This is a genomic window from Streptomyces sp. PL-29 (genome assembly GCF_058344425.1).
The window spans coordinates 5,335,477-5,355,198 of sequence record NZ_CP136996.1 but is presented as its reverse complement, the minus strand read 5'-3'; the positions used below and the strand labels follow the sequence as shown (position 1 = coordinate 5,355,198).

Genomic DNA, 19,722 nt, shown 5'->3' with positions numbered 1-19,722 from the left:
ATCGAACATCTACGATGGATTCCATCACTGTCAATATTGATTTAATCAATATACGGATCCATCTGTAGGGTGGGCGGCATGAGTGACCAGACGGACGGCGGACGCCGGCTCAGCACGCAGGAGGCGGCCCGGGTGCTGGGCGTGAAGCCGGCCACCGTGTACGCCTACGTCAGCCGGGGCCAGCTCACCAGCCGACGTGATCCGGCGGGGCGCGGCAGCAGCTTCGACCCTGCGGAGGTGACGGCGCTGGCCCGGCGGAGCCGGCGCGAGGCGGCCCCTCCGCCGGCCGGTGAACTGTCCGTCCGCACGTCGCTGACGCTCATCGAACCCGACCGGTACTACTTCCGCGGGGTCGACGCCGTGGCCCTGGCCTCGCAGTACCGCTACGAGGAGGTCGCCGAGTGGCTCTGGACGGGAACCGTCACCCCCGGGGCACGGTTCACCGCTCCCCCGGAGGTGCTGGAAGCCGCCCGCCGGACGGTGGACGCCCTGCCGGCACACAGCGGCCCCATCGACCGGCTGCGGGTGGCGGTCGCCGCCGCCGCGGTGGCCGATCCACTGCGCTTCGACCTGTCCGAGGAGGCCGTTCTCGGCTCCGCGCGCTGCCTGATCCCGACCCTGGTCGGCGCTCTGCCGACGGTGGGCACCGGGTGGGCCGGTGACGGCCGGATCGCCCGGCAGCTGTGGTCCCGGCTGACGCCGCGGGAGCCCGATCCGGATGCCCTCGCCGCCCTGGACCTGGCCCTGACACTGCTGGTCGACCACGACCTGGCCGCCTCCACGCTGGCCGTACGGGTGGCGGCGTCGGCGCGCGCGCATCCCTACGCGGCGGTGTCCGCCGGGCTCGGCGCGCTCGAAGGACCCCTGCACGGGGCGGCCGGGCGGCTCGCGCACCGGATGCTGGGGGAGGTGCTGGAACGGGGCGGCGCTGCGCCGGTCGTCGCTGAGTACCTGCGCGCGGGACGCCGGGTTCCGGGCCTGGGCCACCGCCTCTACCAGGGTGAGGATCCCCGCGCGGCGGCGCTGTTCGCCCGGCTGGAGGGGCTGGAACAGGCCGCCCCCGCACTGGCGGCGGCCCGTGAGGTGGTTGCCGTGATGGCCCGTCAGGGCGGTCTGCATGCCAATGTGGACCTGGCACTGGCCGTGCTGACATTGGCCTGCGGGATGGCCGCCGAGGCCGGGGAGACCGTGTTCGCGGTGGCCCGCACGGCGGGCTGGATCGCCCACGCGCTGGAGGAGTACCAGGAGCGCCCGCTGCGCATGCGCCCGAGCGGCGACTACCGGGGCCCCCGTCCGCCCCGCCCGATTCCCTAGTGCTGTGGCCGGAGAGGTGTGCCGGCTCGCAGCGTCCGGTGCGGCGCACGGCGGAGGGCCGCAGCTCGCCCCCGGCGTCCTCCCGCGGTCCGACAACGCGGCGAGGTGCCGTGCCGGGGCCCGCGAGGCGGTGAACCTTTCTGGCCAGCGCACGAGGCGCCGCCGCCGACCGCCACGACACCCGTATCGTCCGCGTCACCCGCAAGGGCCCATGACCCATGGCCCATGGCCCGGGCACGGAGCGGGGTGCCCGACGAACGGCGCCCGGACATTCCGCTCGCACCGGGGCCGACCTACCGTTGCTGTCCATGCGGTTCCCCCTCATCAGCGCTCGGCGCCTCGGGCTGCCCAAGCGGGCGGTCTCGCAGATCCTGCTGGCCCAGTTGGCCATCGCGGCCGGAGTCGTCGTCCTGGCCACGGGGCTGTTCCTCGCGCCGCTCGGCGCCCAGCTCGATGACCAGGCCATGCGCCGCGCCCTGGCCATCGCGCAGAGCGCCGCGGCGGACCCCGCGATCACCGCGGGTCTCCTGGAGACCGCGGCGTCGGCGGACGGCCCGGTGCAGGCCTCGGCCGAGCGGATCCGCAGGGCGACCGGCGCCGAGTACGTCGTCGTCCTCGACCGGGACGGCATCCGCCACTCGCACCCGAGCCCCGACCGGATCGGACTGCCCGCCTCCACCGACCCGAGCGACGCCCTGGCGGGCCGCGAGGTCATGGAGATCGACGACGGCACCCTGGGGCGCACCGCACGCGGCAAGGTCCCCCTCGTCGCCGCCGACGGCGAGATCGTCGGCGCCGTCTCGGTCGGCATCGCCTACGACAGCGTCCGCGACCGCCTGCTCGGGGCCGTCCCGGGGCTGCTCGCCCACGCCGGCGGCGCCCTGGCCGCGGGCGCCCTGGCCGCCTGCCTGCTGTCCCGCAGGATCCACCGCCAGACCCGCGACCTGGCCTTCTCCGACATCGCCGGCCTGCTCGCCGAACGCGAGGCCATGCTGCACTCCGTCCGGGAAGGCGTGATCGCCCTCGCCCCGGACGGCCGGGTCCGGCTGGTCAACGACGAGGCCGCCCGGCTGCTGGGCCTCACCCCGGACTCCACCGGCGCCTTCGCCGGACACCCTCTGGACGACGTCCTCGGTGCCGGCCGCACCGCCGACGTGCTCTCGGGCCGTGTGACGGGCCGGGACCTGCTCACCGTCCAGGGCCCCCGGGTGCTGGTCGCCAACCGCATGCCCACGGCGGACGGAGGCGCCGTCGCCACCCTGCGCGACCGCACCGAGCTGGAGCACCTGAGCCGCGAACTCGACTCCACGCGCGGCCTCATCGACGCCCTGCGCGCCCAGGACCACGAACACGCCAACCGCCTCCACACCCTCCTCGGCCTGCTGGAACTGGGCCTGCACGAGGAGGCGGTGGAGTTCGTCGCCGAAGTCGTCGGCGCGCACCGCACGACCGCCGAACAGGTCACCGAGAAGGTCCACGACCCGCTGCTGGCCGCCCTCCTCGTGGGCAAGGCCACCGTCGCCGCGGAGCGCGGCATCCCCCTGCGGCTGGCGTCCGCCACGCTCCTTCCCGACCGCCTGGTCGACCCGGGCGGGCTCGTCACGATCGTCGGCAACCTGGTGGACAACGCCCTGGACGCCGCCGCCGGCGGGACGGCGCCCTTGGTCGAGGTGGAGCTCCGCGCGGAGGGCCGTACCGCCGTGCTGCGGGTGCGCGACAACGGCCCCGGAGTCCCCGCCGCGCGTCGCGAGGAGATCTTCACCGAGGGATGGTCGACCAAGCTGCCCCGGGCCCACCGCGAGCGCGGGCTGGGCCTCGCCCTCGTACGCCGCCTCGCGGAGCGGCAGGGCGGCAGCGCCCGGGCCGGTGAAGCAGCGGACGGAGGGGCGGAATTCTCCGTCGTACTTCCGGAGGCCCTGCGATGAACGAGACCCCGATCCACGTATTGGTCGTCGACGACGACATGCGTGTTGTCCAGATCAACGCGGCGTACGTGGCGAAGGTTCCCGGATTCCGGGTGATCGCTCAGGCCCGTTCCACCGCAGAGGCCCTGGACTTCCTCTCCGCCCACCCGGTGGGCCTGGTCCTCCTCGACCACTACCTGCCCGACGAGAACGGTCTGGACCTGGTCCGCCGTCTGCGCCAGCGCGGCGACGGCACCGATGTGATCATGGTCACCGCCGCCCGCGACCTCGCAACCGTGCAGGCCGCGATGCGCCTCGGAGCACTCCAGTACCTGGTCAAGCCGTTCACCTTCGCCGGCCTGCGCGCCCGCCTGGAGGCCTATCGTTCGCTGCGCCGAACCCTGGCCACGGGCGGCGAGGCCGAACAGGACGAGGTGGACCGGATCTTCGGCGCCCTCGCCGGTGCTGCGTACGAGAACGAGCTGCCCAAGGGCCACTCCCCCACCACGGCCGAGCTGGTCCGCCAGGTGCTGCGCCCGGCCGAAAGCCCGCTGTCCACCCAGCAGATCGCCGACCGCGCCGGTATCAGCCGCCAGAGCGCCCAGCGTTATCTGACGCTCCTCGAACGCTCCGGCCGCGTCTCCCTGGCCCTGCGCTACGGCGAGACCGGCCGCCCGGAGCACCGCTACGCCTGGATCCCGTCGGACGGGCGCGCCTGAGGCCTACGCCCGGCACCCCGCCTCCTGCCCGCCCCCCTCTGCAGCCTGCGCAACCGGTCGCGGCTCAGACCGCTCCCGCGCCGGTCAGCGAGCGAACCTCGATCTCCGCGTGCTTCGCCTCGTCCGGTTCCTCGCCCGAGGTGACCGTACCCACCCAGCCGGCCAGGAAGCCCAGCGGGATCGAGACGATCCCCGGGTTCTGCAGCGGGAAGATCTGGAAGTCCACCCCCGGGAACAGCGACTCCGCGCTGCCCGACACCACCGGCGAGACCAGCACCAGCAGCACCGCCGGAACCAGGCCCCCGTACACCGACCAGACAGCCCCCCGGGTGGTGAAACCGCGCCAGAAGAGCGAGTACAGCAGCACCGGAAGGTTGGCCGAGGCCGCCACCGCGAAGGCCAGCCCCACCAGGAACGCCACGTTGAGGTTCTGCGCGAGCAGCCCGAGGGCGATGGCCACCGCGCCGATCCCCACGGCCGCGGCCCTGGCCACCGAGACCTCGCTGCGCTGCCTGGCGTGCCTGCGCTTGAGCGAGGCGTACAGATCGTGGGCGACGGAGGCGGACGAGGCCAGGGTGATCCCGGCCACCACGGCCAGGATGGTCGCGAAGGCGATGGCGGCGACGAAGGCGAACAGCACCGCACCCCCGGTGGTATCGGCGCCGCCGCCGAGGAAGGCCGCCAGCAGGGGGACGGCCGTGTTCCCCGAGGCGTTGGAGGCCCGTACCTCGTCGGGTCCGACGAGGGCCGCCGCCCCGAAGCCGAGCACGATGGTCATCAGGTAGAAGCCGCCGATCAGCCCGATCGCCCAGACCACCGAGCGGCGGGCCGCCCGGGCGGTGGGCACGGTGTAGAAGCGCGACAGGATGTGGGGCAGGCCCGCGGTCCCCAGGACCAGGGCGAGACCCAGGCTGATGAAGTCGGCGCGGGCCGTCCAGTCCCCGCCGTACTTCAGGCCGGGGCTCAGGAACGCGAGCCCGTGCCCGCTGCGTTCGGCGGCGCCGGTGAGCAGCCAGCCGAAATCGCCGTGGAAGCGCAGCAGCACGAGCACGGTCAGGGTGATCGCCCCGCCCATCAGCAGCACGGCCTTCACGATCTGGATCCAGGTGGTGGCCCGCATACCGCCGAAGGAGACGTAGACCACCATCAGGGCGCCCACCCCGATCACCGTCAAGGTCCGTGCCGCGGCGCTCGAGTTGCCGAGCAGCAGCCCGACCAGACTGCCCGCGCCGACCATCTGCGCGACGAGGTAGAGCACGGAGACGACGACCGAGGAGGTGCCGGCGGCGATCCGTACCGGGCGCTCGCTCATCCGGGCGGCGACCACGTCGGCGAGGGTGAAGCGCCCGCAGTTGCGCACCAGTTCGGCCACGAGGAAGAGCACGACCAGCCAGGCGACCAGGAACCCCACCGAGTAGAGCAGGCCGTCGTAGCCGAAGAGGGCGATCAGCCCGGAGATGCCGAGGAAGGACGCGGCGGACATGTAGTCGCCCGCGATGGCGAAGCCGTTCTCCATCGGGGAGAAGAGTCTCCCGCCGACGTAGAACTCCTCGGCGGAACCGTGCCGGTTGCGGCTGACCCAGGTGGTGATGCCCAGGGTCACCGCGATGAAGAGGCTGAACAGCATCAGCGCGAGGGTCTGGTGCTCACTGGTCACCGGCCTGCCCTCCTCGCCCGGCTCCGCTCCCGGCCGTGTTCCTGCTCGAAGACGGTCCAGCGCAGGTCGAGTGCGGCCCGGTCCCGGCGCAGCCGTGCGTGCCGGGCGTAGGCCCAGGTGAGCAGGAAGGTGCTGAGGAACTGCCCCAGCCCCGCCAGCATGGCCACGTTTACCGCGCCCAGGACGGGCCGTGCCATCAGGCCGGGCGCGGCCGTGGCGGCCACCACGTAGGCGACGTACCAGAGGAAGAACCCGGCGGTCGCGGGGACGACGAAGCGGCGATACCGGCTGCGGACCTCTTGGAAGGCGGCGCTGCGCTGCACTTCCCGGTAGATGTCGGATGCGCCGGGCGTCGGGCGGCCGACCGGGGCCGGCCGGGGCGGGTACGGTTCCGCGCCCTCGCCCCAGCCGACGGCCAGCGCGTCGTACCAGGGGTCGTCCAGCCGGATCGTTCCGGCATCGCGGCCTTCGTGCTTGTCCACCGAACTCTCCTTGTCCGCTGCCGCATTGGCCGCGTGCCCCAAGGATGTGCGGAATGGACGGTTTCCGGACTGGTGTACCGGTGCTCTTCACTCCAACAGGTGATGCAGCGAAGAGCACCGGTGTGCCGTGGCGCCCGCCCCGTGTCAGATGCCGCCGGCCGCCGGCGGCGTTCCGCTCAGGCGTCGATGCGCGAGCGGTCCAGCGTGGCCGCGGAGCTCGTGATGAACTCCTTGCGCGGGGCCACCTCGTTGCCCATGAGCAGGTCGAAGACCTGCTCAGCGGAGTCCAGGTCGCCGATGTTGATCCGGCGCAGGGTGCGGAAGCGGGGGTCCATGGTGGTCTCCGCCAGCTGGTCCGCGTCCATCTCGCCGAGGCCCTTGTAGCGCTGGATCGAGTCCTTGTACCGGATGTTCTTGCGCTGGTACTCCAGAAGAGTCTGGCGCAGCTCGTTGTCCGAGTACGTGTAGACGTACTTGTCCTGGCCCTTCTTGGGCTGGACCAGCTCGATCCGGTGCAGCGGCGGGACGGCCGCGAAGACCCGGCCGGCCTCGACCATCGGCCGCATGTACCGCTGGAAGAGCGTGAGCAGCAGACAGCGGATGTGGGCGCCGTCCACATCGGCGTCGACGAGCAGCACGATCTTGCCGTAGCGGGCGGCGTCGATGTCGAAGGTCCGGCCCGATCCGGCCCCTATGACCTGGATGATCGCACCGCACTCGGCGTTCTTGAGCATGTCCGAGACCGAGGACTTCTGGACGTTGAGGATCTTGCCCCGGATGGGCAGAAGCGCCTGGAACTCGGAGTTGCGGGCGAGCTTCGCGGTGCCGAGGGCGGAGTCGCCCTCGACGATGAAGAGCTCGCTGCGGTCCACGTCGTCGCTGCGGCAGTCTGCCAGCTTCGCCGGAAGGGAGGAGGTCTCCAGCGCGGTCTTGCGGCGCTGCGCCTCCTTGTGCTGGCGGGCCGCGATCCGCGTCCGGGCGGCCGCGACGATCTTCTCCATCACGGCGCGGGCCTGCTGCTTGTCGTCACGCTTGGTGGAGGTCAGGAAGGCCTTGAGCTCCTTGGCGACCACCGCCGCGACGACCCGGGTGGCGGCCGAGGTGCCGAGCACCTCCTTGGTCTGGCCCTCGAACTGCGGCTCGGCGAGACGGACGGTGACGACGGCCGTCATGCCCTCCATCGCGTCGTCCTTGACCACGTCGTCCTCGGCGACGCGCAGCAGCTTGGCCGAGCGAAGCACCTCGTTGACGGTCTTGGTCACGGAGCGTTCGAAGCCGGTGACGTGGGTGCCGCCCTTGGGGGTGGCGATGATGTTCACGAAGGACTTGACGTTGGTCTCGTAGCCCGTGCCCCAGCGCAGCGCGATGTCCACACCGAGATCGCGGGTGACCTCGGCGGGGGTCATGTGGCCGCGGTCATCCAGGACGGGGACGGTCTCCTTGAAGGTGCCCGAGCCGGTCAGCCGCAGCACGTCGCAGGCGGCCTTGTCCTGGGCCAGGTACTCGCAGAACTCACTGATGCCCCCGTCGAAGCGGAAGGTCTCCTCGGTCTTGCCGGCCCCGTCGATGGCCCGCTCGTCGCGGACGACCAGGGTCAGACCGGGGACGAGGAAGGCCGTCTGGCGGGCGCGCTGGTAGAGCGTCTCCAGGTTGAGGCGGGCGTCCTTGAGGAAGATCTGGCGGTCGGACCAGTAGCGGATCCGGGTGCCGGTCCTGCCCTTGGCGATGCGCTTGACCTTGCGCAGGCCGTTCGCCGGGTCGAAGGGGCTGTCGGGGCCCTGCTCGGTGAACATCCCGGGGACGCCGCGCCGGAAGCTGATGGCATGCGTGGCGCTCCCCCGGTCGACCTCCACGTCCAGGCGGGCGGAGAGGGCGTTGACCACCGAGGCGCCGACGCCGTGCAGGCCGCCGGAGGCGGCGTACGAGCCGCCGCCGAACTTGCCGCCCGCGTGCAGCTTGGTCATGACGACCTCGACACCCGACAGGCCGGTCTTGGGCTCGACGTCCACGGGGATGCCGCGGCCGTTGTCGCGGACCTCGACCGAGGAGTCCTCGTGGAGGATCACCTCGATGTGGTCGCAGTAGCCGCCCAGGGCCTCGTCGACGGAATTGTCGATGATCTCCCACAGGCAGTGCATGAGGCCCCGGCTGTCGGTCGAGCCGATATACATGCCGGGACGCTTACGGACGGCCTCCAGCCCTTCGAGGACGAGCAGGTGCCGCGCGGTGTAGTTGGAACCGTCCCGGTCTGCTCCGGGCAGCAGCGCGCTGGAAGGCACGGACGTGTCGGCGGTCACGCAGTTCGCTCCTCGCTGAATTTCTTTTCTGGCCCTGTCGGGCGCAGGGGTGGCTCGGGTACCCGTCGAAGGGTACCGAGGCCAGGTAGAGCCGATGCAACGCCACCCTCGCGCTTTCCTCAGCCTAGTCCAGATCCGTACGGATGTTCGATCCCCCGGGCGGGTGAAGGAAACATCACGTTCCCTTCCGCGCATGAACCATTTAGGGTTCGGGCACGTCCTCATGAACAACCTGGCACTCACGCCGGGGAGGATGGAACTGCAACAAGCGCACGAGTGACAACGCGAAACCGTAAAGCAACGCAATACGGCTCCTTCGCCGCCAACCGGCAACAGCCGGCCAGCTTCGGAAGGAAGTTTCGAGGAAAAGCCGAGAGCGGGAACGTTTTCGGCCTGGTTGGATGTTGACCCTGGTACGACAGCTCGTCGAGCTAGAGAAGAGGCGACGTGACTACTGTTCTGACACCCGCGACCCCGCTGACGGCCGCTGACCGATGCGACCGTTGCGGCGCCCAGGCATATCTGCGCGTCGTCCTGCTGAGCGGCGGTGAACTGCTCTTCTGCGCCCACCACGGTCGCAAGTTCGAGCCGGAACTCAAGAAGATCGCCGCGGAAATACAGGATGAGACCGAGCGGCTCACGTCCGCTCCGGCTGCCCACGCCGAACCCGAGGACCGCTGACACAGGCCACCTCGCATCCGACGAGCCAGGACCGGCCAGGCCGGTCGACGGGCGGCACCCCTGAGACCCAGGGGTGCCGCCCGTCCTCACGTCCGCAGGCCGCCCGCACCGGGAAAGTCGGCGGTACCGAGCCGTCCCGGGCCGGTGTCACAGGACGGCGGCAACGGGCCGGCCGCCCCTGGTCCGCTCGTTGCCCCTGTGCGGACGCTGCACGCGGCCAGGGCGCCCGCGGGGCCCCCGGCCGACCTATTGGACCCCGTCCTGCTGCGAGGCCCTCTCCGAGCCCGTCACGAAGCCGGCCAGTGGGGCGATACGCGTGTACACACCCGGACTGTCGGCGCGTCCGCAGCCCCGGCCCCACGAGACCAGCCCGATGAGCCGGCCCTGCGCCACCAGCGGCCCGCCGCTGTCGCCCTGGCAGGCGTCCTTGCCGCCCCCGCCGTCTCCCGCACACACCATGGATTCGGCCCGGTATTGTCCGTCCATGTCCCCGGGATAGGCGCGCCCGCACACCTCGTCCGCGAGGACCCTCACGCGTGCGGCCCGCAGGGCGTACGCGTAGTCGCCGAAGCCGCTGGTGTCGCCCCAGCCGTACACGTCCGCCTCGGTGCCCGCCCGGTAGGCGGGGTGCCCCGTCTCCGCCATGGGCAGGACGTGGTGTGCCGGAACGGCTTCCGCCAGCTCCAGGACGGCGAGGTCGCCCGCATTGCTCCGCGGGTCGTAGTCGGGATTCACCCGTGCCCCGCGCACCGCGATCTCCCGGCCGTCAGCCGCCCGGAGCTCCGTACGACCGGCGATCACCCGGAAATCGGACACGGACTCGACGGGTCCGCCGAGCACCTGCCGGCCCAGGCAGTGCGCCGCGGTGACCACTTTGGTCGGCGCGACCACGACACCCCCGCAGAACTGCCCGTCCCGCGTACCTCCGAACCGGTCACGGCTGGCCAGGGCCACGACCCAGGGGCTGTCGGCCACCTTCACCGGCTTCCCGCCGATCACCACGCTGTCCGCGGCCGCCCGGGGCATCTGGGCGAGCGGCACCGCGGCCGTTCCCGCCGCCAGGGTCAGCGCGCCCGCCAGGACACGGGCAAAGGGACGACGCATGGGGCCTCCTGACTCCGAGTGTGCATGACTCCACCCAGAGTGGGTTGCCCGGTGGCCGAGCGCACCCGCGCGGACACCGTCGGCGCCTCCGTCGCGCGGGCCTCAGCGGCATCCGCCGCCGAGGCCCGCCGACCGGCTCAGTCCAGGTAGTCGCGCAGCACCTGGGAGCGCGACGGGTGGCGCAGCTTCGACATGGTCTTCGACTCGATCTGGCGGATCCGCTCGCGGGTGACGCCGTAGACCTTGCCGATCTCGTCGAGGGTCTTGGGCTGTCCGTCGGTGAGGCCGAAGCGCATGGAGACCACGCCGGCCTCGCGCTCGCTCAGAGTGTCGAGCACCGAGTGCAGCTGCTCCTGCAGCAGCGTGAAGCTCACGGCGTCGGCCGGGACGACGGCCTCGGAGTCCTCGATGAGGTCACCGAACTCGCTGTCGCCGTCCTCGCCAAGGGGCGTGTGCAGGGAGATCGGCTCGCGGCCGTACTTCTGGACCTCGATGACCTTCTCGGGGGTCATGTCGAGTTCCTTGGCCAGCTCCTCCGGGGTGGGCTCGCGGCCCAGGTCCTGGAGCATCTGACGCTGCACGCGGGCGAGCTTGTTGATGACCTCGACCATGTGGACGGGGATGCGGATGGTGCGGGCCTGGTCGGCCATGGCACGCGTGATCGCCTGCCGGATCCACCAGGTCGCGTAGGTGGAGAACTTGTAGCCCTTGGTGTAGTCGAACTTCTCGACCGCACGGATGAGGCCCAGGTTGCCTTCCTGGATCAGGTCCAGGAAGAGCATGCCGCGGCCGGTGTAACGCTTGGCCAGCGAGACCACGAGACGGAGGTTGGCCTCCAGCAGGTGGTTCTTGGCGCGGCGGCCGTCCTCGGCGATGATCTCCAGCTCGCGCTTGAGCTTCGGCGCCAGCTTGTCGGAGTTCGCCAGCTTGTCCTCGGCGAACAGTCCGGCCTCGATCCGCTTGGCGAGCTCGACCTCCTGCTCGGCGTTGAGGAGCGGCACCTTGCCGATCTGCTTGAGGTAGTCCTTGACCGGGTCGGCGGTCGCGCCGGCCACCACGACCTGCTGGGCCGGGGCGTCGTCCTCGTCGTCCGAGATGACGAAGCCCTTGTTCTCCCCGCCCTCGTCCTCTTCGTCGCCCTCGGCCTTGACCGCGTCGGGCCCCTCGTCCGGGGTCTCGTCCTCGCCGGCCTCGTCCGCGTCCTTCTTGGCCGCGGTCTTCTTCGCGGCGGTCTTCTTCGCGGCGGCCTTCTTGGCGGGCGCGGCCTTCTTCGCGGCCGTCTTCTTCGCGGCCACCTTCTTGGCGACGGGCTCCGCCGCGGCCTGCTCGACGGCGGCGTCCGGTTCCTGCTCCTGCGGGTCCACCGCGGCAGGTGCCGCGGCCACGGGCTGGGCCGCCGCCGTCCTGGCCGCCGTCTTCCTGACGGGCTCGGTGGCCGTCCGCTTGGCCGGGCTCTTCGCTGCGACGCTCTTGCGGGTGGTGCGCTTGGGCGACTCCGCGGCACTGACCATCAGCGTCACACCCTCTTCCTCGAGGATCTGGTTGAGGCTGCGCAGAACATTCTTCCACTGGGTCGCAGGAATCTGGTCAGCCTCGAAGGCCCGACGCACGTCATCGCCGGCGATCTGCCCCTCGGCCTTGCCCCGCTCGATGAGCGCCATCACAGACTCGGAATCGGCGATCTCCGGCGGGAGCGTACGGGATGTGCTGGCCGACACGAACAACCTCTCGGAACGATGGGAACGGCTTCCGACCCCGGGCCTGGTGGTGCTGGACCGGAGCCGACGACCACCGACCGGGGATGGGCCGGCGGCGCGGGCAGGGGCCGGGGAGCTGCACAGCAACCCCAAGGGCTGCTGTTCCCTCCGTCGGCCATCACCTCTTAAGTCATCGCGCGACCTCGCGGAGCGTTACGCCCAATCTTCGTGGCCCGAGTCACACCCTGTATGCGCGGATGCCGGTCATACGGTCGCACCCCTCGGCCCCGGAAGCTTCGCGGCAGCCCCGGAGGGGCTCCGAAAGAGGGACGAAGCCCACACGCCGGTGTCGCCGGGCCCGGCCGGGCCCGGCGACGTGTCGTACACCCCCGCGCGCCCGCCCGTCAGTGCTCGCGCGGGGCAGGAACCACGCGCTCGACCTCCGGATGAACCGTCAGGAGCTGGCGCATCGCGCTCTCGGCACCCGCTGCGTCGCCCGCAGCGAGGGCCTCGACCATCCGGGCGTGGTGCGCTACGCACGCCTCGCTCGGGCGGTCGCAGGAGGTCATCGGGCTGCCGGAGACCTGGAGGGCGGCGGAGACGATGCCGGAGAGGTGTTCCAGCATGCGGTTGCCCGCCACCTGGATGAGGAGTGCGTGGAACTCGTTGTCGGCGCGCGCGAAGGTGATCGAGTCACCCTGACCGAGGGCGTGGCCCATGATCTCGACCATGTCGGCCAGGCGCTGCTGGACGTCCGGGCGGCCGTGGCCGGCGGCCAGGCGGGCGGCGAGGGGCTCGATCGTCCAGCGGAGCTCGCCGAGCTCGCGGCGCTGGTCGTCGCGCTGGGGCCCGAAGGCACGCCACTCGATGATGTCGGGGTCGAGCAGGTTCCAGTCGGCGACGGGGCGCACCCGGGTGCCGACGTTGGGACGGGCGCTGACGAGGCCCTTGGCCTCGAGGACCCGCAGCGATTCGCGGACGACCGTGCGGGAGACCTCGAAGCGCTGGCCGATCTCCTCGGGAACCAGGGGGCGGTCCGCGCCGAGATCGCCGGAAACGATCATCTGGCCGAGCTGCTGGACGAGTTGGCCGTGCAGTCCGCGGCCGCGGCTGCCTGCCGCCCGGCGGCCCACCCGGCTCAACTCGACGTCGGCGCCGTCCCAGTGGGGTGCTCCGACGCGGTCGGACCCGGGGGTCTCCGCGTAGGGGTAGCGGTCGAGTTCGCCCGCGCCGGCGAGGCCGGAGTCGGCATGGCGGGCGGCGGTCATCATGGTGTGCGCAAGGGTACTCACGAATCCTTTGTCGGTCGTGCCTCCGCGGCCCTTGAGGTCTTTGGTGAAAAGCACACGAAAGGGTGATCGGTGCCACCTACGCAATTGACGACTTATCGTAAAGAACCGGGCCTATTGCGCGGAGTTGCGGTCCCCTTGACGCGACATGGACTGCATCGGTCCCGTCCGCGACCGCTCCGGCACCGGAACGATCACCAACGAACCCTGCTGCGCAGTCCGGTGAACCCATAGGCGCACAACAGGACCATCAGCGACAACAGCAGTGCAGTGGCGACGGGCTGGGTCACCACCCGCAGGGCACCGACCAGCAGCCGGTCCGCCTCGGGCGGCCACTGCACCCAGGACAGACCGCGCAGCCTGGGGCCCAGTCCGGTCATCGGGTACGCGGACGAGCCTTCCAGCGCCCTGCGCACCAGCGGAACCACTCCCACGGGTACGGCGAGCACGGCCGCCAGCCCAGCGGCGGCGGATCGGAAGACGCCGGAGGCCAGCACGCCGGCCCAGGCGCAGCCGATCAGCAGTCCGGCCCAACTCGCGGCCGGGGAAAGCCAGTGCGCGGGGGCGCGCAGCGGGCCGCTGCCGAAGGCGAGCGCCAGGGCGGCCGCGTCGGCCGTCACCACCAGGGCGCCCAGCAGCAGGGCGAGGGCGGCGCTGACGCCGAGCTTCGCGGTGAGCAGCCCGAGCCGGCGGGGCACGGTGCCCCGGTCGGCAGCCAGCGCCGGGTAGCGGTACTCCTCGCCGAAGGCGAGCGCGCCGAGCAACCCCGCGCCGAGGGCGGCAGGCGGCAGCGGCAGCAACTCGGGCCAGGCGGCCAGCAGTCGACCCTGCGGGATCCGACCGGACCGGGCGAGCACGAGGGCGGTGAGAACCGAGACCGCGACCACGAGGGCAGTGGTGAGGATGGGGGTGGCGGTCCCGAAGACCCGGAGCAGCTCGTAGCGCAGCGGCCTCAGGGGCCCACCCAGGCGCCGCACGGCCGAGGCTGGACCCTGGGGGTGACCCTGCCGAGCGCGCCCGGCGGTGTCCTCGCCGGGGCCCGGTGCAGCACCGGCGGCCGTCGCGTCCGCGACCCGCGCGTGCGGGACCTGGGTCGCCGGCGTTCCAGCGTCGCCGGTCTCGTCGGCGAGCTGGTGGACCAGCACGCCGTGACGGAACGCCGCCTCGCCGACCTCGGCGCAGTTGCTCCCGTACACCGACAAACGGCTGCCGCTCTCCTCGACGATCTCCACCGCCCGCTGGGCCGCCCGGGCTTCCCGGCCCAGGACGTCGGCCAGGCGGGCGGCATGAGGGGTACGTACGGCGACCCGAGGCCTCAGCCGGGTCCGCGCGAACTCCGCGGCCTCCTGATCGGCGACGAGGCGGCCCGCCTCGATACTGACGACCCGATCGGCGCTCCTGGCCGCTTCCCTGGCATCGGCAGTAGTGAAGAGGACGGCGCCGCCGAGGGCGGCGTGGCCGCGCAGCAGCCCGTACAGCCAGCCACGTTCTCGGGGCGAGAGCCCCGCGGCAGGCTCGTCGAGGAGCAGGGTGCAGGGATCACCAAGCAACGCCGAGGCCAGGGCGACCCTGCGCTCCATGCCGACCGACAGCGAACCGAGGCGCTGGTCCCTCAGACCCGCGATGCCGACGACCTCAAGCATGGTGTCGGCCCGGGAGGCTGGCACCCCGGCGGCGGCGCAGAGCATCCTCAGTTGGTTTCGGACGGTCCGCGCCGGGTTGCCGGGGACGTCTCCGAGCACCACTCCGACCTCACGGCAGGGGTGCGGGATCCGGTGCAGCGGGCGGCCACGGAAGTACGTGACGCCGCGCCCGGGTTCGAGTTCGAGCATGAGCCGCAGGGCGGTCGTCTTGCCCGAGCCCGACCCTCCGAACAGGGCGGTCACATGCCCCGGGCGGGCCTCGAGGGTGAGGTCGTCCACAAGGGGCGGAGTGTCGGATCGTGGTGTGCTGGTGAGTCCGATGGCCTGGAGCATCGCTTCTCTCGCGGGGTGTGAGACCGCTCTGCGGCAACGTGAGTACCGCAAGCAAGATAACGCGATATATCCGATTTTCGGCGCAACCGGTCCGATCGAATGCCGATCGTTCCGCCGGATCTTCCCCCCGCCGCGGCCCTGGTGCGGCCATCGCCGGACGCGGCACCCGTGGCGCGGGCTCCCCCGGGTCAGACCTCCGGGCGCAGCATCGGCGGATTGAGCAGGGTCGCCCCGCCCGCGCGGAACAGCTGGGCGGGACGGCCGCCCTGACGGGTCGTCGTTCCGCCGGCCGGCACCAGGAAACCCGGAGTGCCGGTGACCTTGCGGTGGAAGTTGCGCGGGTCCAGTGCCACCCCCCACACCGCCTCGTACACCCGGCGCAGTTCCCCGACGGTGAATTCGGGCGGGCAGAAGGCGGTGGCCAGCGAGGAGTACTCAATCTTCGAGCGGGCCCGCTCCACACCGTCGGCAAGGATCTGCGCATGGTCGAAGGCGAGCCCCGCGGCGCCCTCGTCCCCGACGGCCAGCACCTCGTCGACGGGTGCCCAGCGCGCACTGTTGGCATCGCCTCCGGCCCGGGGCGCGGGGAGGTCCGGAGCCAGCACCAGGTGCGCCACGCTGACGACGCGCATCCTGGGATCACGCTTCGGATCGCCATAGGTGGCCAGCTGTTCGAGGTGGGCCCCGTTGCCCGCACCCGGCATGGCCGGATCGTGGGCACACAGGCCGGTTTCCTCGGAGAGCTCTCGTGCAGCGGCGGCCGCGAGGTCCTCGTCACCGCGGACGAATCCGCCGGGCAGCGCCCAGCGCCCCTGGAACGGCTGCTCACCCCGCCGGACGACCAGCGCGCAGAGCGCGTGGCGCCGCACGGTGAGCACGACCAGGTCGACGGTGACTGCGAAGGGCGGATAGGCCGACGGGTCGTAGGGCGACATGCCGCGATCATAGTCGTCTGCTTGACGATAAACAGCGCTTTGGTGACCTTGAAGACGATGGCCCGCGGGCCGGCGAGGGTGCCCGTCGCACCCGACCTGTGACGTGCTCCGCCCAGGCGCCCGGCTCGAAGCATCACCGCTCGCACGAGGCGGGGCATCACCACTCGTACGAGGCTCGGGCCGCCGGAACCCTCAGCCTCCCAGTTGGAGCGCATCAGCGGCCTCCTCCACCATGCCGAGGCCGAGCCGGCCGACCCGGACGGCAAAGGGCTCGCCCGCCACCCGCAGGCCCGCGAGCCGGATCGCTCCCAGGGGCGCGCCGGGAAGGGGGGCGAGGGTGACGGTGCCCGCGGGGGCGTCGGGACGGATGCCCGCGAGGGCGGTCAGCACGTGGACTCCCGCGGCCGCGGCCACTGCGGCGGGGCGGCAGGCCGCCGGGTGCGGGACCGGGGCGCTGCCCGCGGTGCGCTGCTCGGCGGCGAACATCTCCGGAAGTCGGTACCCGAAGGCCTCCGCCGCGTCCAGGAGCCCTCTGAGCAGGCCCGCTGCCTCCTTCTCGAAGCCCGCAGCGGCCAGGCTGGACACGGCGACGGCGCTCTCGTACGCCCGCACGGCGCCCGAGCGGTGGCCGAACGGGTTGAATCCCGGCTCCTTGAGGGCCATGCTCCGCAGCCCCCATCCGCAGTCCATGGCCGGGGCTCCGAACAGCCGGGCGAGCTGCTCGGTGCGGATCCGGTCGAGAAGCCCGGGGGCGAGCCGCCCGCCGCCGAGGAGCCCGGTGTCGAGCAGGTGGGCGGCAGCGCCGGTCAGCCGCGGCAGCGGCCGCCCGTCGGGATGCAGGGCCGAAGCCGGCCGGCCGCCGTCCGGGCCATCGATCCAGAACCGCTCCCGGAACCGCTCCCGCAGTGCCGCTGCCCGCTCCCGCCACTCCTCAGCGCCGGGGCGCCCGCATCCGGCGAGGAGTTCGGCGCCGAGCACGGCGGCCCGGTGGGCGTGGGCCTGGGTCTCGCAGCGTCGGGGACCGGGGTCGGGATCGGCCAGGAAGCCGTCATCCCCGAGGGCTCCGCGCAGCCAGTCCAGGCACCGTTCGGCAGCGGGGAGCAGCCGGACGAGGTCCTCCTCCGGCATACCCCAGAGCCGGGCTTCGGCGAGCACCGAAGGGAAGGCGAGGGTCGCCTCGGTGCCGGTGCAGGCGGGCGGCAACTGCGGGCCGGCCCCCCGCAGGGGACCCGGAATCCTCCCGGCGTCGGCCCCGTGCCCCCCGGTCTGCGTCCGGGCGAGCACGCGCAGGGTGGCGGTGGCAAGGCCGGTCCCCAACGGCAGCGCCATACGGGCGGCCCAGAGCGACTCCGCCGGCGCCAGGCCCAGCCGCCAGGGCACCCCCGCCGCGGCGAAGGCGTCGCCCGGTTCCGCGGGGTCCCGCGAAAGCAGCGCGCCCAGGTCCTGGACGCTGCTGCGGAACCATGCCCCGACCCTCGGGTCGTCCCCCTCCGCGCGGGCGTCGGCCAGGGGGTTCGCCACCCGGCCGACGGGGGCCCGCACCACCTGGTCGTGCGTGGTCCGCAGCTCGATGGTGCGCGATTCGCCGGGGCCCAGTTCGAGCTGCCAGCGCAGCAGTCCGGCCGAGGCCACGGCGTCGTCGGGCGCGGGGTCGGCCGCGGTGACGGCCTGGGCCCCGCCGGTGCTCCAGCGCAGACCGGCAGCGTGCACCCCGGCGGGCAGCTCCGGGCCGGCCCGGCCGGCGGCCACGGCGGCCAGCTCCGCCAGGTCGGTCCCGAGGTGGACCTCCACCGGGAGCCGTACCGGCCGGGCCGCGAAGCTGCGCAGGGTGATCCGTTCGGTGCCGTCGGCGTGGCGGACGCGTTCCACCCCGATGTCCGGGTCGGGTCCGGGGTCGGCGCCGGTCCGCACGGTCGCGGTGAAGGCGGCCCGGTCGGCACCGAGGCTGCGCCCCTGGACGGCGACCGGGTCCCGGCCACCGACGCGCAGCATGCAGCGGGAAAGCAGCCTGCGCCCGGAGCGGTAGATCCCGTCGACCCCCCTCCCGGTCAACTGGCCGTGCTCCGGCGAAATGACCAGACAGGGCGCGGCGACGCAGATGACGGCGCCGTGCACGGGTGGCAGCTCGGGCCTGCGGGCAGCGGGCGGGCGGGCGGGTGCGGGGTGAGACATGTGTCGCCTTGTCTGCGCTCCGGTGGGTTCAGCTGGGCGGCGGCGCGGCCGGGGCCGGACCTCCCCCCAGCTGAACGCCCCCGGCCCCGCCCGGGTCACGGGCCGCGGCTCCGGCCGGGTGCTCCGTGGGCGCGGCCCGTTCGGCCGGGCGGGTGCCGGGACACCGCGGTGCATCCGTACAGGACGGCCGGACGACGGCCGGTGCGCGCTCACTGCCCGGTCCCCGCAGTGCGGCGGGATCCGCGGCGCGGGGCCGTGCGGCCCCGCCGGCCGGGCGGCCGAGTGGCGGCCGAGGACCGGCTGCGCCTGGGTTGCCTGCGGCGTCGTTCCTCCCTGAGGCACTGCCGCAGCCCCTCGGGGTCGAGCCCCTCGTTGCAGGCGTGGTGGAGCAGCTGTGCGAAGCGGTATTCGGAGTCGGCGCGCAGGGCCAGGCCGAGGGCGATCCGGGCCGTGGGCTCGTCGCCGGTCGACCAGGAGACCCACCCCGCCAGGGTGAGCGGGGCTGCAGCGTGCTCTGCGTAGGCGCCGACGCAGCGGCGAGCCAGGGCCCGCCAGAGCCGCAGGGCGGGGGCCGCTTCCTCTCCCTCCATCCACTCGGCCGCGATGTCGCGGACTTCCCGGTCCTGGAGGCCGAGGATCAGCGAGGCCGCCTCGTCGTGCCCGAGGAGCGCGTCGTCCCAGTCGTCACCCTGGGCACCGCCCTCGACGGGCGGGGCCAGCACCATGCGCCGCATCAGGGCCTGCGCCAGCGTGATGGTCTCGGCACCGACCTCCTCCCGGGTGGCGCCGTGCAGGATCCGGGGCATCAGAGCCGCGGCGGCCCGGTCCAGAGCCCGCTCGGCCTCCTCCGCCACAGCCCCGCGCAGCGGCGCCAGCCTGCCCTCGATCTCTTCGAGGGAGCCGCGGATCTGGATCCCGGCGAAGGTCGCGGCAGCGGCCGTCACCGAGGTGCCCACCGGGGTCAGCGGGCTGCCTTCGGCCGGGCAGCACCGCTCGTCAGGGCAGACATAGGACCAGAAGCGGCCCGCCGACAGGCACAGCGCCTCCAGCACCGGCACGTCCAGCGCGCCACAGGCCAGTCGGATCCGCTGGGCGAACGGCCGCAGCCGGGTCATCACAGCCCGGCCGTCCTCGTCTCCACACGGCTCCTGACAGAGGTAGACGACGATGCCGTCGGGCTTGCCGCCGCGGCGTTCGCTGCCCCGGACGAGGCAGTCCGCGACCTGCCGGGCGGTGTCCTCCCATTCCGCGGGGGCGGTGGGGATGCCGACACGGAGCCGACCGCCGAAGCGCCCGCCCTCGCCGTGCACGGCGACCATGACGAGAGAGTCGGACGGGTGGAAGCCGAGCATGTAGGGCAGCGCGTCGGCCAGTTCGGCCGGGCTGCGCAGAGTGATCTGGGGTACGCCGGTGGTTCCGGCCGGGCCGATCAGGGACCGGCCGGACGGGCGACGGGCTTCGTTGCTGTTCGTCATGCCACGAAGGTCCCGTGCGT

General features: G+C 72.6%; 14 protein-coding genes. 4 read left to right on the top strand and 10 right to left on the bottom strand.

Annotated features, from left to right (window positions below; translation table 11 throughout):
* Positions 1–78 precede the first annotated feature (78 nt).
* The 3 genes from R4Z63_RS24660 (at position 79) to R4Z63_RS24650 (ending at position 3,937) form a co-directional block, all read left to right on the top strand.
* Complete coding sequence (locus R4Z63_RS24660; RefSeq protein WP_037929741.1) at positions 79–1,314, top strand: citrate synthase; 1,236 nt, start codon at positions 79–81, stop codon at positions 1,312–1,314.
* Between the two features lie 308 nt (positions 1,315–1,622).
* A complete protein-coding gene (locus R4Z63_RS24655; protein ID WP_384448365.1) occupies positions 1,623–3,239 on the top strand; it encodes a sensor histidine kinase in 1,617 nt (538 codons plus the stop codon).
* On the top strand, positions 3,236–3,937 hold the full coding sequence (locus tag R4Z63_RS24650; RefSeq protein WP_384448362.1) for a response regulator: 702 nt from the start codon (positions 3,236–3,238) through the stop codon (positions 3,935–3,937). The genes R4Z63_RS24655 and R4Z63_RS24650 overlap by 4 nt, the downstream gene beginning before the upstream one ends.
* A gap of 64 nt (positions 3,938–4,001) precedes the next feature.
* Here the strand turns inward: R4Z63_RS24650 and R4Z63_RS24645 are convergent, their stop codons facing one another.
* The 3 genes from R4Z63_RS24645 to R4Z63_RS24635 form a co-directional block, all read right to left on the bottom strand.
* A complete protein-coding gene (locus R4Z63_RS24645; RefSeq protein ID WP_384448359.1) occupies positions 4,002–5,594 on the bottom strand; it encodes a monocarboxylic acid transporter in 1,593 nt (530 codons plus the stop codon).
* Positions 5,591–6,076, bottom strand: coding sequence for a DUF485 domain-containing protein (locus tag R4Z63_RS24640; protein WP_384448357.1), 486 nt, complete (start codon positions 6,074–6,076; stop codon positions 5,591–5,593). The genes R4Z63_RS24645 and R4Z63_RS24640 overlap by 4 nt, the downstream gene beginning before the upstream one ends.
* A gap of 176 nt (positions 6,077–6,252) precedes the next feature.
* Positions 6,253–8,373, bottom strand: a complete 2,121-nt coding sequence (locus tag R4Z63_RS24635; protein ID WP_384448353.1) for a DNA gyrase/topoisomerase IV subunit B — start codon at positions 8,371–8,373, stop codon at positions 6,253–6,255.
* A 447-nt stretch (positions 8,374–8,820) separates the two neighbouring features.
* Here R4Z63_RS24635 and R4Z63_RS24630 point away from each other — a divergent pair, with 447 nt between their 5' ends.
* Positions 8,821–9,054, top strand: coding sequence for a DUF7455 domain-containing protein (locus R4Z63_RS24630; protein ID WP_030028922.1), 234 nt, complete (start codon positions 8,821–8,823; stop codon positions 9,052–9,054).
* A 246-nt stretch (positions 9,055–9,300) separates the two neighbouring features.
* On the opposite strand, the gene R4Z63_RS24625 is transcribed toward R4Z63_RS24630, so the two are convergent.
* The 7 genes from R4Z63_RS24625 to R4Z63_RS24595 form a co-directional block, all read right to left on the bottom strand.
* On the bottom strand, positions 9,301–10,158 hold the full coding sequence (locus R4Z63_RS24625; RefSeq protein WP_384448350.1) for a S1 family peptidase: 858 nt from the start codon (positions 10,156–10,158) through the stop codon (positions 9,301–9,303).
* A 137-nt stretch (positions 10,159–10,295) separates the two neighbouring features.
* A complete protein-coding gene (locus R4Z63_RS24620) occupies positions 10,296–11,876 on the bottom strand; it encodes an RNA polymerase sigma factor (RefSeq protein WP_491522589.1) in 1,581 nt (526 codons plus the stop codon).
* A 383-nt stretch (positions 11,877–12,259) separates the two neighbouring features.
* Positions 12,260–13,147 (bottom strand): FadR/GntR family transcriptional regulator, encoded by an 888-nt coding sequence (locus R4Z63_RS24615; protein WP_078557136.1) that lies wholly within the window; start codon positions 13,145–13,147, stop codon positions 12,260–12,262.
* A 191-nt stretch (positions 13,148–13,338) separates the two neighbouring features.
* A complete protein-coding gene (locus R4Z63_RS24610; RefSeq protein ID WP_384448344.1) occupies positions 13,339–15,120 on the bottom strand; it encodes an ABC transporter ATP-binding protein in 1,782 nt (593 codons plus the stop codon).
* A 188-nt stretch (positions 15,121–15,308) separates the two neighbouring features.
* Positions 15,309–16,055 (bottom strand): NUDIX hydrolase, encoded by a 747-nt coding sequence (locus R4Z63_RS24605; protein WP_037929764.1) that lies wholly within the window; start codon positions 16,053–16,055, stop codon positions 15,309–15,311.
* Positions 16,056–16,247: 192 nt separating this feature from the next.
* Positions 16,248–18,227, bottom strand: coding sequence for an amylo-alpha-1,6-glucosidase (locus tag R4Z63_RS24600; RefSeq protein ID WP_384448340.1), 1,980 nt, complete (start codon positions 18,225–18,227; stop codon positions 16,248–16,250).
* 209 nt (positions 18,228–18,436) lie between these two features.
* On the bottom strand, positions 18,437–19,702 hold the full coding sequence (locus R4Z63_RS24595) for a DUF4192 domain-containing protein (RefSeq protein ID WP_384448337.1): 1,266 nt from the start codon (positions 19,700–19,702) through the stop codon (positions 18,437–18,439).
* Positions 19,703–19,722: the final 20 nt, after the last annotated feature.